At 71.0% G+C, this 12,255-nt stretch carries 15 protein-coding genes; 6 read left to right on the top strand and 9 right to left on the bottom strand.

Annotated elements, in window-relative coordinates; all coding sequences use genetic code 11:
- Positions 1 to 4: 4 nt before the first annotated feature.
- From JOE68_RS16565 to JOE68_RS16525, 9 genes are all read right to left on the bottom strand, one after another.
- Positions 5 to 577, bottom strand: a complete 573-nt coding sequence (locus tag JOE68_RS16565) for a DUF3558 family protein (protein WP_204843243.1) — start codon at positions 575 to 577, stop codon at positions 5 to 7.
- A 7-nt stretch (positions 578 to 584) separates the two neighbouring features.
- Positions 585 to 953 carry a hypothetical protein gene (locus JOE68_RS16560; RefSeq protein ID WP_239562268.1) on the bottom strand — a complete coding sequence of 123 codons (369 nt, stop codon included), beginning with the start codon at positions 951 to 953 and terminating at the stop codon, positions 585 to 587.
- Between the two features lie 310 nt (positions 954 to 1,263).
- Positions 1,264 to 1,827: a DUF3558 domain-containing protein gene (locus tag JOE68_RS16555; RefSeq protein ID WP_204843241.1), complete on the bottom strand. Its 564-nt coding sequence runs from the start codon at positions 1,825 to 1,827 to the stop codon at positions 1,264 to 1,266.
- Positions 1,828 to 2,110: 283 nt separating this feature from the next.
- A complete protein-coding gene (gene pstB / locus JOE68_RS16550) occupies positions 2,111 to 2,887 on the bottom strand; it encodes a phosphate ABC transporter ATP-binding protein PstB (RefSeq protein ID WP_204843240.1) in 777 nt (258 codons plus the stop codon).
- A gap of 10 nt (positions 2,888 to 2,897) precedes the next feature.
- Positions 2,898 to 3,812: a phosphate ABC transporter permease PstA gene (gene pstA, locus JOE68_RS16545; RefSeq protein WP_204843239.1), complete on the bottom strand. Its 915-nt coding sequence runs from the start codon at positions 3,810 to 3,812 to the stop codon at positions 2,898 to 2,900.
- Positions 3,809 to 4,867 (bottom strand): phosphate ABC transporter permease subunit PstC, encoded by a 1,059-nt coding sequence (gene pstC, locus JOE68_RS16540; protein WP_239562267.1) that lies wholly within the window; start codon positions 4,865 to 4,867, stop codon positions 3,809 to 3,811. Before pstC ends, pstA begins: the two co-directional genes overlap by 4 nt.
- Before the next feature lie 37 nt (positions 4,868 to 4,904).
- Complete coding sequence (pstS, locus tag JOE68_RS16535; RefSeq protein ID WP_204843238.1) at positions 4,905 to 6,020, bottom strand: phosphate ABC transporter substrate-binding protein PstS; 1,116 nt, start codon at positions 6,018 to 6,020, stop codon at positions 4,905 to 4,907.
- Between the two features lie 195 nt (positions 6,021 to 6,215).
- Positions 6,216 to 7,094: a mycothiol synthase gene (gene mshD / locus JOE68_RS16530; protein ID WP_204843237.1), complete on the bottom strand. Its 879-nt coding sequence runs from the start codon at positions 7,092 to 7,094 to the stop codon at positions 6,216 to 6,218.
- Between the two features lie 64 nt (positions 7,095 to 7,158).
- Positions 7,159 to 7,902: a response regulator transcription factor gene (locus JOE68_RS16525; RefSeq protein ID WP_204843236.1), complete on the bottom strand. Its 744-nt coding sequence runs from the start codon at positions 7,900 to 7,902 to the stop codon at positions 7,159 to 7,161.
- A 345-nt stretch (positions 7,903 to 8,247) separates the two neighbouring features.
- On the opposite strand from JOE68_RS16525, the gene JOE68_RS16520 reads away from it, so the two are divergent.
- The 6 genes from JOE68_RS16520 to JOE68_RS16495 all read left to right on the top strand — a co-directional run bounded on the left by JOE68_RS16520 (position 8,248) and on the right by JOE68_RS16495 (position 12,220).
- Positions 8,248 to 9,051 (top strand): LmeA family phospholipid-binding protein, encoded by an 804-nt coding sequence (locus JOE68_RS16520; RefSeq protein ID WP_204843235.1) that lies wholly within the window; start codon positions 8,248 to 8,250, stop codon positions 9,049 to 9,051.
- Between the two features lie 6 nt (positions 9,052 to 9,057).
- Complete coding sequence (locus JOE68_RS16515) at positions 9,058 to 9,483, top strand: TlpA family protein disulfide reductase (protein WP_204843234.1); 426 nt, start codon at positions 9,058 to 9,060, stop codon at positions 9,481 to 9,483.
- A gap of 251 nt (positions 9,484 to 9,734) precedes the next feature.
- Positions 9,735 to 10,172: a DUF4395 domain-containing protein gene (locus JOE68_RS16510; protein ID WP_204843233.1), complete on the top strand. Its 438-nt coding sequence runs from the start codon at positions 9,735 to 9,737 to the stop codon at positions 10,170 to 10,172.
- Between the two features lie 28 nt (positions 10,173 to 10,200).
- Positions 10,201 to 11,046, top strand: coding sequence for a sulfurtransferase (locus tag JOE68_RS16505; protein ID WP_204843232.1), 846 nt, complete (start codon positions 10,201 to 10,203; stop codon positions 11,044 to 11,046).
- On the top strand, positions 11,046 to 11,345 hold the full coding sequence (locus tag JOE68_RS16500) for a DUF1416 domain-containing protein (protein ID WP_204843231.1): 300 nt from the start codon (positions 11,046 to 11,048) through the stop codon (positions 11,343 to 11,345). The genes JOE68_RS16505 and JOE68_RS16500 overlap by 1 nt, the downstream gene beginning before the upstream one ends.
- Positions 11,346 to 11,584: 239 nt before the next feature.
- Positions 11,585 to 12,220, top strand: coding sequence for a heme-binding beta-barrel domain-containing protein (locus JOE68_RS16495; protein ID WP_204843230.1), 636 nt, complete (start codon positions 11,585 to 11,587; stop codon positions 12,218 to 12,220).
- The last annotated feature ends 35 nt before the right edge of the window (positions 12,221 to 12,255 follow it).

The following is a 12,255-nucleotide window of genomic DNA, read 5'->3' as shown; positions in this document are numbered from 1 at the left end:
TGTCCTACTTCGGCAGCTTGGGTTCGACGGCTTCGGCGAGCTCCTTGGCCGCGTCGCACGCCTCGTCGGCGGAGGCGGTGGCCGCGCCGAAGAAGTCGACCCTGGACTTGGCGGTGATCTCGACGGACACATCGCAGTCGGTCTTGCTCAGCGCGGCTTTGGCAATCTTGGCTTTGTGCGAACCGATGGTGGTCTCGGTGATCTGCGCGTCAGGCTTCGCCACCACGTCGGCGATGCCGAGCTCCGGGTACACCCTGATACGCACCCTGGTCGTCGAGTTGCCCCACTTGGCCATGCACGCCTGCTTGCCGTCCTCCTCGATGCCGGTCAGCGAGAGCTGACCCGCGACGGCGTTCATCTCCGCGCATGGATCGAACTTCGCCAGGTCCGCGCCACCGCCGGTAGGAGCCGAAGTGGTGGTCGACTCCTCCGACGTCCCGGTCGTGGCGCCGGTAGTGGTGCTGTCACCACTCGACGTGGGGTTCCCGGGGTCCTTCGTCGTGCACCCCGCCAGCACCAGGCCGACCACTGCGATCGGCAGGACCGAACGGACCGCCAGCTTCCTGGACAACTGCATCCCCATCTCAGTAGCTCTTGAGACCGCTCGCCGCCGCGTCGTCGACTTCGCGGTAGTTCTCGATCGCCTTTCGCAACGCCGCCTTGGCCTCCGACAGCGCGGCCTTCAGCTGGTCGATCGCGGGCATGATGCCGGTGGTGCCCCCGCCGCCGTGCACGTTCTCCATGTTGTAGCGACTCATCGCCTGGGCATCAGGGCTGGTGCCGAGCTTGGTCTCCTGCGCGAGGTCGAGGAGGTTGAGGTCCAGGTTGTTGATCTCACCCTCGGCGTCTTCGATGGCCTTGATGTAAGCCTCGGCACCGGCCTGGCTGATGGCGAACGAGCCGGACTCCGCCGCCTGCTTGAGCCCCTGCATGCCGGCCGTCATCGCCTGCATGGACTGCGCGCTCCACGCTCCCTGTGCCGACACCACTACCCCCCGCGATCACGCGATTCCCGCCCAGCACGGTACCGCGCAGCCCAGAACCTGTCCCAACTATGACGACGACCGAATCAGACGGGTTCCCCGACGGCCACGTGCCACGCAGCGGCAGCACACCTGACCGGGTGATGACGTGATCAGAACCACAACACACAGGGGCCTTCCCACCATGGCGGGAAGGCCCCTGCAAGACCGGCAACGACTCAGCCGGAACGACCACCCGAGACGTAGCCCTCGACCACCTGCTTCAGATTCCGCTCCAGCCCTACTTCGGCAGCTTGGGTTCGACGGCTTCGGCGAGCTTGGTCGCAGCAGCGCAGGACTCGTCGACGGACGTGGTGGCCGCACCGTAGAAGTCGACTCGGGACTCGGCAGTGACCTCGACCGCCACCAGGCACGAGACGTCGGTGAGACCGGCCTCGACGCGCTTGGCCTTGCGCGCACCGATCATGACATCGGAGTACCGGGCGTCGGGCCCGCCGGTGGCCTCCCCGATGGGCAGCTCCGGGACTGCGACGATCGTGACGGCGGTCGTCGTCTGCCCCCAGCGTGCCTGGCACCCCTTGGCGCCGACCTTCTCGATCCGAGACAGCGCGAACTGGCCCGCGACGGCGTTCAACTCGGCGCACGCGTCGAACTTGGCCAACTCGTCCCCTCCACCCGCAGGCGCTGACGTGGTGGTGGTCCCCTCCGAGGTCTCCGTCGTAAAGGTGCTGTCACGACCCGCCGTGGCGTTGCCTGGATCCGTCGTCGTGCACCCCGTCAGCACCAACCCTGCCACCAGGATCAGCAGGATGGAACGGGTCGCTAAATCCCTGGTCAACTGCATCCCCACCTCAGTAACGCTTCAGACCGCCGGCGGCCGCGTCGCCAACTTCGCGATAGTTCCCGATCGCTTTCTGGAGAGCGACCCTCGCGTCGGCAAGTCGAGAACGGTACCGCGCAGCCCAGAACCCGTCTCGACTACGACGGCCGCCGAATCAGACCGGTGCCTCGACGGCCACGCGACACGTAGCGGCAGCACACCCGGCCGGGTGATGACGTGACCAGAACCACAACACACAGGGGCCTTCCCGCCACGGCGGGAAGGCCCCTGCAAGACCGGCAACGACTCAGCCGAAACGACCCGAGATGTAGTCCTCGGTGGCCTTCTGGCTGGGGTTGGAGAAGATCTTCTCCGTGTCGTCCACCTCGATCAGCCGACCGGGCTGGCCCACGCCGAGCAGGTTGAAGAACGCGGTCTGGTCGCTGACCCGCGCCGCCTGCTGCATGTTGTGGGTCACGATGACGATCGTGTACTCCTTCTTCAACTCCGTGATCAGGTCCTCGATCGCCAGCGTGGAGATCGGGTCCAGCGCGGAGCACGGCTCGTCCATCAGCAGCACGTCGGGCTGCACGGCGATGGCCCGCGCGATGCACAGGCGCTGCTGCTGACCACCGGACAGGCCGCCGCCGGGCCGGTCGAGGCGGTCCTTCACCTCGTTCCACAGGTTCGCCCCGCGCAGCGACCGCTCGGCCACCTCGTCGAGCTTCTTCTTGCTGCGCTCACCCGCGAGCTTCAGGCCCGCCACCACGTTGTCGCGGATGGACATCGTGGGGAACGGGTTGGGGCGCTGGAACACCATGCCGATGGTCCGCCGCACCTGCACGGGGTCGACCGCGGAGGCGTAGATGTCCTCGCCGTCCAGCAGCACGTTGCCCTCGACGCGGGCGCCGGGCGCCACCTCGTGCATCCGGTTCAGCGACCGCAGCACGGTGGACTTGCCGCAACCCGACGGGCCGATGAACGCGGTCACGTTCTTCGGCGGCACGGCGAGCGAAACCCCGTCCACGGCGTGGAACTTGCCGTAGTACAGGTTGAGGTCCTTCACGTCGATGCGCTTGGCCATAACCGCCCGCTCACTTGGTCTTCGGGGCCAGCCACCGCGAGATCGCGGTCGCCAGCAGGTTGAACAGCGTGATGATCAGGACCAGGGTGATCGCCGCACCCCAGATCCGCTCGAAACCCGCCTGGGTCGGGTTGTTGCGCTCGTTGGCCATCAGCAGCGGGAGCGACGCCATCGGCCCGTCGAACAGGTTGTAGTTGATGAACGGCGCGTACGCGGCCAGGACCAGCACCGGCGCGGTCTCGCCCATGACGCGGGCCAGGGCGAGCATGACGCCGGTCAGGATGCCGGACAGCGCCGTCGGGATGACGATCTTGACGATGGTCTTCCACTTCGGGATGCCCAGCGCGTAGGACGCCTCGCGCAGCTCGTCCGGGACGATCTTGAGCATCTCCTCGGTGGTGCGCACGATCACCGGCACCATCAGCAGCACCAGCGCCAGCGACACCGCGAACCCGCTGCGGCCGAAGCCGAACGTGGTGATCCACAGCGTGTAGACGAACAGCGCGGCCACGATGGACGGCACACCGGTCAGGATGTCGACCATGAACGTGGTGGCCTTCGCCAGCCGGGACCGGCCGCCGTACTCGACCAGGTAGATCGCCACGAACAGGCCGATCGGCACGGAGATCAGGCCGCACACCAGGCCCTGCGTCAGGGTGCCGTAGATGGCGTGGTAGACGCCGCCGCCCTCCTGCTTGGACAGCAGGCCGGACAGCGACTTCTGCCACCAGTCGAGGTCCAGGGCGACCGGCAGGCCGCGCTGCACGACGGTGTAGAGCACCCACGCCAGCGGCACGATCGCGACGGCGAAGGCCAGGTACACCAGTGCGGTCGCGATGCCGTTCTTGACCTTGCGCGCGGCGCTGACGCTCTGGAACGTCGGCGGCGTCGCGAGGCGGTTCAGGTCCGCCGTCGCCGTCTTCATTCGTACTCCTTGTGGCCGGCGACGATGGCCCGGGCGATGGCGTTGACCACGAAGGTCAACAGGAACAGCACCAGGCCGGCGGCGATGTACGCGCCCGCCGAGCGCGGGTCGTTGAACTCCGGCGCGGCCAGCGCGATCTTGGACGCGAAGGTCGCGCCGCCGTCGAACAGGCTCCAGCCGAACGCCGAGTTGGTGGCGCTCAGGATGATCATCAGCGCGATGGTCTCGCCGAGGGCGCGGCCGAGGCCGAGCATGGAGGCGCTGACGTAGCCCGCCTTGCCGAACGGCAGGACGGTGGTCCGCACGACCTCCCACTTGGTGGCGCCCAGCGCGATGGCGCCCTCGACGTGCGCGGGCGGCGTGCGCTCGAAGACCTCGCGGCTGACCGCGGTGATGATCGGCAGGATCATCACGGCGAGCACGATGCCGGCGGTGAAGATGGTGCCGCCCAGCGCGATGCTGACGTTGCCCTCGGCGAACAGCGGGATGAAGCCCAGCGCGCCGGTCAGCCACTCGCCGACCGGCGTCAGCACGGGCGCGAGCACCAGCAGGCCCCACAGGCCGTAGATGATCGACGGCACGGCCGAGAGCAGGTCGACGACGTAGGCGAACGGCCGGGCGAGCCGGCGCGGCGCGTACTGGGTGAGGAACAGGGCGATGCCCAGGGCGATGGGCATCGCGATGACCAGGGCGAACGCGGACGACACCACGGTGACCAGGAGGAGGTCGAGGATGCCGTACCGCATGTTGCTCACGTCGCCGGTGGACCACTCGCGGCTGGTCAGGAAGTTGACCTGGTCCAGCGCGAGGGACGGGACGGCCTGCAACAGCAGGAAGAGCCCGATGGCCCCGATGAGGACGACGATGAAGACGCCCGAGCCGGTGGCGAGGCCGCGGAAGATCCGGTCACCCGGCCGGACGTGTGGTGCTTTCTGATCGGCTTCCGTGGTCGGGGGAATCGGAGCCTCCGAGTCGGGTCGAGCAGCCGGAACGCCCCGGCGGGCGCCGGGGGTTCCGGTGCCCGCGGGGCGCTGGGCCACAGTGCGGTCGTTCATCGCTGCTACGGCGTCGGCGGGGTGTCGGCCGGCCGGGTCAGGCGATCGCCTTGATGGCGGTCAGCAGCTTGTCCTGGAATGCCTTGGGCAGCGGGGCGTAGCCCGCGTCGGCGAGGCCGGCCTGGCCGTCGGTCGCCGCGACCGTCAGGAACGCGCGGATGGCCTGCGCGGTCTCGGCGTCGTAGCCCTTGGAGCACACGATCTCGTAGGTGGCCAGCAGCAGCGGGTAGGCGCCCGCGGTCGTGGTGCCGTAGATGGAGTCGAGGTCGAGGACCAGGTCGTTGCCCTCGCCCTTGATCTTCGCGGCGTCGATGGCCTTGCCGACGGTCTCGTTGGTCAGCTCGACCGGGCCGGCGCCGTTGTCGATCTTGGCCAGCGACAGCTTGTTCTCCTGCGCGAACGACAGCTCGACGTAGGTGATGGCGCCGTCGACCGAGCCGGTGGCCTGCGCGACGCCGGCGGACTTCTCCTTGCCCTCGCCGACACCGCCCTTGAACTGCTTGCCGTCGCCCTGGGTCCAGGAGCCCTTGGACGCGATCTTCAGGTACTTCTGGAAGTTGTCGGTGGTGCCGGACTCGTCGGACCGGTAGACGACCGTGATGTCCTTGTCCGGCAGGGAGGCGCCGGAGTTGAGCGCCTGGATCTCCGGGGCGTTCCACTTCTTGACGGTGCCGTTGAAGATCTTGGCGGTGACGTCGCCGTTGAGCACCAGGCCGTCGACGCCCTCGAGCTTGTAGCCGATGGCGACCGGGCCGAAGACCAGCGGGAGGTGCCAGGCCGGGTTGGTCTGGCAGCGCTTGGCGGCGGCCTCGACCTCGCCCTTGTCCTTGGACAGCGCCGAGTCCGAACCGCCGAAGTCGACCTGGCCGGCGTTGAAGTTCTTCACGCCCGTGCCGGAGCCGGACGCGTTGTACGCGACGTCGACGCCGGGGCAGCGCTGCTGGTACGCCTGGATGAAGGTGTCGATCGCGTTCTTCTGCGCGGAGGAGCCCTCTGCGTTCAGCTTGGTCTTGCCGCCGCACTCGACGGGCACGCCGGACGCGTTGGACGCCGGGGTGTTCGAGCCGGTGTTGTTGTCGCTGCCACATGCGGTGAGCAGAAGCGCACCGGCCGCGATCAGGCCGACGACGGCGCCGTGCCGCTTGGTCTTCACCTGGGTCCTCCACCTAACGGAAGCGGGATTGACGCGACGGACCTCGCCGCTCGGCACGGACGGTAGGCAGCGATGGTGGACAGGTGCCCAGGAGTAGGTGAACGAGGGGTGAACTCCACACGGGAGGTGACTAGGGACACCGCCCTTCGAGTGATCCCGTGACCTGCACGTTTGCGTGGCGTGACAGGTTTGTCACTACTTGGCGTACTGGGCGTCCGAGTCCCACCGGGTGAACCCCAACCGAGTGTAAACGGCCAGTGCCGCAGCGTTGTCGGCCTCGACGTAGAGCATCACCTCGGAGAGACCGGACTCGCGCAGGTGGGCCAGCCCGGCGAGGGTGAGCGCCTTGCCCAGGCCGCCGCCCTGCGCGTCCGGGTCGACGCCCACGACGTAGACCTCGCCCAGCCGGGGCGTGTGGACCTTGGTCCAGTGGAAGCCGAGCAGCCGCTCCTCGGCGTCCACGGCGAGCAGGAAGCCGCTCGCGTCGAACCAGGGCTCCTGCTCCTTCTCCCGCACGTCCTCGATGCTCATCGCGCCCTGCTCGGGGTGCCAGGAGAACGCCCGGTGGTTGACGTAGACGACGGCCGCCTCGTCGCGACCGGGCTCGAACGCCCGCAGCCGGACGCCCTCGGGCAGCCGCGGACCGGGCAGCTCCCCGTCCAGCGGCCGGCGCAGCCGCAGCAGCTCGCGCACCTTGCGGTAGCCCAGCTTCGCGGCCAGCGCCCGCGCGCCGGGGTGCCCGCCGTGCGACCAGATCCGCAGCGGCTCGGCGCGCCCGGCGGCGGCCTCGACCAGCGCCGCGCCCACGCCGCGCCGGCGGTGGTCGGGGTGGACGGCCAGCTCGGCCACCTTGTTGTCCTCGGCGTCGCCGAACAGGTCCAGGTGGAGGTAGCCGACCAGCGCGCCGCCCTCGCGCGCCAGCAGGTGACCGCTGCCGCGGGCGCCCGGCCGGAGCCGCAGGACCACCTGCTCACCCACCGGGGCCACGCCGTCGGCGGCCTCGGCGGCCGACAGCAGCGCCCTCACTTCGTCGGCCTGCTCGGGCGACAGCTCCTCGGACCAAGTCGATTCCACACCGCAAACCTACTGCGCCCGCGGTCGCGGGCGCGCGGGCGGTGATCGCCGGGGCGGCGGCCCCCTACCGGGGCGACCCCGCGCGGGCCGGCCGGTCGTCGTCGGACCGCTCCGCGGTCGCGGCCGGGTCGACGCGGCGGGGCGGGCGGACGAGCTTGTAGCCGACGTTGCGGACGGTGCCGATCAGGGACTCGTGCTCGGGGCCGAGCTTGGCGCGCAGGCGCCGCACGTGCACGTCCACCGTGCGGGTGCCGCCGAAGAAGTCGTAGCCCCAGACCTCCTGGAGCAGCTGCGCGCGGGTGAACACCCGGCCCGCGTGCTGCGCCAGGTACTTCAGCAGCTCGAACTCCTTGTAGGTCAGGTCGAGCGGCCGGCCGCGCAGGCGGGCGGTGTAGGTGTTCTCGTCGATGACCAGCTCGCCGAGCTGCACCGAGCCGTCGCCGTCGGGCCGGGTCGCGCCGCGCCGGGACCGCACCAGCCGCAGCCGGGCGTCCACCTCGGTCGGACCGGCCCCGGGCAGCAGGATCTCGTCCACGCTCCAGTCGCCGGTCACCGCGACCAGGCCGCCCTCGGTGACCACCGCCACCACGGGCACGTCCACGCCGCCGGCCGCCAGCAGCCGGCACAGGCCGCGCGCGGCGGCCAGGTCGGTGCGGGCGTCGACCAGGACGACGTCGTGCGGGCCGGCGTCGAGCAGCGCGGAGACCTCCGGGCGCAGCGGGTGGACGTCGTGCGGGAGCAGCGCCAGCGCGGGCAGCACCGCCTCGGGATCGGGGTCGGTGGTCAGCAGCAGCACGTCGATGCTCATCGCGGGCCCTCCTGTTCGGCCGGTGTCCGGGTCACCGGACCAGCCGGGCGCGAGTACGGTGACCGGGCCCCGTTGCCTGCGGATGACGGAGACGATACCGGTGGGCGCCAGGAAAGACCCAGGTCAGCAGGGCAGGGTCACACTCGGCCCCGCGGCGCTGCCCCACCGGCGCGGCGGGCGCCGGGCCGCGGGGCCCGGCGGGCGCGGGGCGCACCGGGCGCCGGGACCGCCCCGTCGCCGCGACCCGGACCGCGCCGCGCGGCCCGCGGGGGCGCCGGCTCTGGTAGACCGGACCGCGACCTGGCCGACCCGCTCGACCACCGGCCCCGAACACTGAGGACTGCGATGACCACCACGACCGCCAAACGCCGCCCGACCAGGGGCCGCAAGCTGATCGTCGCCGGACTGGTGGTGGTCGGCCTGCTGGTCGCGGCCGACTTCGGGCTCGCGGCGGCCGGTGAGTACCAGGTCGCGCAGAAGATGCGGGCCAAGTTCCAGCTCGCCGACGACCCGACGGTCCGGATCAACGGGTTCCCGTTCATCACGCAGGCGCTGGCCGGGGACTACCGGGACATCGAGATCGCCGCGACCGGCGTGCCGGTGCGGGACTCGCTGCGCGACCTGGAGATCCGGGCCAACCTGCGGCACACCCGCATCGGCCTGTCCGACCTGCTCGCGGGCAACACCCGCGACGCGCGGATCGACCAGGTGACCGGCAGCGTCAAGATCAAGGCCAACGACCTGAACCGGCTGGTCAACTCGGTCACCCCGTTCACCGACATGGCGATCGAGCCGGACACCCGGCCGGTGGCGACCCCGGACCCGGCCCTGGTGAAGCCGGACCCGACCAGGGCCGCGGTGAAGCTCAGCGGCAGGACCACGGTGGCCGGCCGCGAGATCCGCATCGCCGCGTACGGGGCGGTCGCGCTGGTCGACGGGCAGGTCCTGGTGTCGGTGAACGACGTGGAGCTGGACGACACCTCCCTGGCGGGCCTCAACGAGGCGCTGGGCGTGGTGAAGCAGGCGCTGAGCGTGACCATCGACCCCGGCGCGCTGCCCTTCACGGTGACGCCGACGGCCGTCCGGGTGGAGAGCGGCGCCCTGACGGTGGAGGGGACGATCAACGACATCCCGCTCGACGAGGGCTGAGCCGCCGTGGCCGGGACGTGGGCGCTGCTGGGCTCGGTCGCGCTGGCGGCGGTCATCGGGGTGGTGCTGCGGGTGCGCGCCGGCCGGGTCCGGGTCACCGGCCGGGCCGTCGAGCTGCCCGAGCCGGTGCGCGAGCTGCTCGACCCGCCGGCGCCGGTGACGCTGGTGCAGCTGTCCACCGCCTTCTGCGCGCCCTGCCGGCACGCCCGCGCGCTGCTGGCGGACCTCGCGGACCGCACGGAGGGCCTGCGCCACGTCGAGCTGGACGTGACGGACCGGCCCGAGGTGGCCACCGGGCTGGGCGTCCTGCGCACCCCGACGACGCTCGCGCTGGACGCCTCGGGGGCCGAGCTCCTGCGCGTCGGGGGCGTGCCGAGGCGGGACGCCCTGCTGGCCGCGCTGCGCCCGCACCTGCCGGAACCGAACGGGTGAAATCGGGGAACTCCCACTTCCTGGACACCACTCCCGACAGGGGGGACGACCGGCTACCCTCGACGCCATGAACGCGCTGCTGACGAAGCGACTCGCGGTGGACCTCTGCCGCGTCCGCAGCAGCCTGTGTCGCGCGGCGAGCTGACCGGGCGGACCGACCCGGCGGCCGGGTGCCCTTGACGGGCGCGCGCGGCTGCCCTAACACCGCCTGAAGACGGACTGCCCCGTCATGTCACCGTCAGGAGGTCGTCGTGCCGAAAGATGCCCCCGTGGACCCGCGAGGTCCGCGCTTCAGCGCCTGGTTCACCACCGCGGTCCTCGCGGTCGTGCTGGTGACCGGGTCGTGGCGGTTGCTCGCGGCGCAGACGGTGCTGTTCGGCCTGTGCGCTTTCGTCTCGCTCAGGCTCAACCCCTGGGGGCAGTTCTACCGGCACGCCGTCCAGCCGAGGATCGAGCCCGCGGCCGAGCGCGAGGAGGCCGCCCCGCTGCGGTTCGCGCAGGGCGTCGGGTTCGTCTTCGCCCTGGTGGGCACCGTCGGGTACGCCGCCGGTCTCCCCGCGCTCGGAGTGGTCGCCACGTCCGCCGCACTGGTCGCCGCGCTGCTCAACGCAGCGGTCGGCCTGTGCCTGGGCTGCGAGATGTTCCTGCTCCTGCGCCGCTTCGCCCCCGCCCTCGCCCGCCCGCAGTAAGTCGGATACTACCAACAGGAGCAGCTCGATGAGCCGTGAAGACGTCCTGGTCTCGGCCGCTTGGTCCGAGGAGAACCTCGGCACCCCCGGTGTGGTGTTCGTGGAGGTCGACGAGGACACCACCGCCTACGAGGGGGGCCACATCCCCGGCGCGGTGCGCATCGACTGGAGGACCGAGCTGCAGGACCCGGTCCGCCGCGACTTCGTGGACCGGGCCGGCTTCGAGAAGCTCCTGTCCGCCAAGGGGATCTCCAACGACGACACCGTGATCCTCTACGGCGGCAACAACAACTGGTTCGCCGCCTACGCCTACTGGTACTTCAAGCTGTACGGCCACGACTCGGTCAAGCTGCTCGACGGTGGCCGCAAGAAGTGGGAGCTCGACGGCCGCCCGCTGGACAAGGAGACCGTCACCCGCGAGGCCACGTCGTACCAGGCGCAGGAGCAGGACCTGTCGATCCGCGCGTTCCGCGACGAGGTCGTGGACGCGATCGGCAACAAGAACCTGGTCGACGTCCGGTCGCCCGACGAGTTCTCCGGCAAGCTGCTCGCGCCCGCGCACCTGCCGCAGGAGCAGGCGCAGCGCGGCGGCCACATCCCGTCCGCGATCAACGTGCCGTGGAGCAAGGCGGCCAACGAGGACGGCACGTTCAAGTCCGACGAGGAGCTGGCCGAGATCTACCGGGAGGCCGGGTTCGACGGCTCCCGCAAGACCATCGCCTACTGCCGCATCGGCGAGCGCTCGTCCCACACCTGGTTCGTGCTGCACGAGCTCCTCGGGCACGAGGACGCGAAGAACTACGACGGTTCCTGGACCGAGTACGGCTCGCTCATCGGCGTGCCGATCGCGCTCGGCAACGGCGAGGAGGACTGATGAGCGACGGTTGCGGCGCCCCGGTGCAGGGCGTGGACATCCCGGTGGGCGCGGACGAGGTGGTGCTGACCGGCAAGGTCAGCGCGGCCGACGGCCCGGTGGGCGGCGCGTTCGTGCGGCTGCTCGACTCGACCGGCGAGTTCACCGCCGAGGTCGTGTCCTCGCCCGAGGGCGACTTCCGCTTCTACGCCGCGCCCGGCACGTGGACGATCCGGGCGCTGCACCGGTCGGGCAACGGCCAGGCGTCGGTGTCCGCCGACGGCCCGGGCGTGCACCCGGTGTCGGTGGCGGTGGCCTGACGGACCGCGGGGGCGCACGGGGTCGACCCGGCGCCACCCGCGCGGAACCCCGGCGCCCGGCGGGCGCCGGGGTTCCGCGCGTTCGGTGGCGTTGACCACGGCGGCCCGGCCCGGGCGCGGTCCGGGCGATAGGATCGGCGGGTGGAACACTTCTTCACAGGGCTCCTGGTCGTGGTGGCGCTGCTCGTGGTGTGGTTCGCCGGCTACGTGGTGTACCGGCTGTACTCCGACCAGCGCTGATGACCGACACCCCGCCCCGGCCGGGCAGCGGTGACGCGGCCGTGCAGGCCGCCGCCTCGCGCGCCCGGGTGACCGGCTCCCGCAACCTGCCGCAGTTCGACGACCTGCCGGTCCCGGCGGACACGGCGAACCTGCGGGAGGGCCCGTCGCTGCACGACGCGTGCCTGGCGCTGCTGCCGCTGGTCGGCGTGTGGCGCGGCGAGGGCGAGGTCGTGTACCCGACGATCGAGGGCCCGTACCGGTTCGGCCAGCAGGTCACGTTCGCGCACGACGGCCGCCCGTTCCTGTACTACGAGGCCCGGTCGTGGCTGCTGGACGCCGACGGCGCGGTGATCCGCCCGGCGGCCCGCGAGACGGGCTTCTGGCGGCCCCAGGCGGACGACACGATCGAGGTGCTGCTGACGCACAACACCGGGATCGTGGAGCTGTACTACGGCAAGCCGCGCACGCAGACGTCCTGGGAGTTCGGCACCGACGCGGTGATCCGCACGGCGACCGCCAAGGAGGTCACCGGCGCGCAGCGGCTCTACGGCATCGTCAACAACGGCGACCTGGCCTACGTCGAGGAGCGCGCGATGGTCGGCCAACCGCTCCAGCCGCACACCTCGGCCCACCTCAAGCGCGTCGTCGGCTGAGGGCGCGCCGTCGCCCGGCGCGGTCGCCCGAGCCC

The sequence above is a fragment of the Saccharothrix algeriensis genome (genome assembly GCF_016907655.1).
In the GTDB taxonomy this organism is placed as follows: domain Bacteria; phylum Actinomycetota; class Actinomycetes; order Mycobacteriales; family Pseudonocardiaceae; genus Actinosynnema; species Actinosynnema algeriense.
This window is presented reverse-complemented; position numbering and strand designations above follow the sequence as displayed.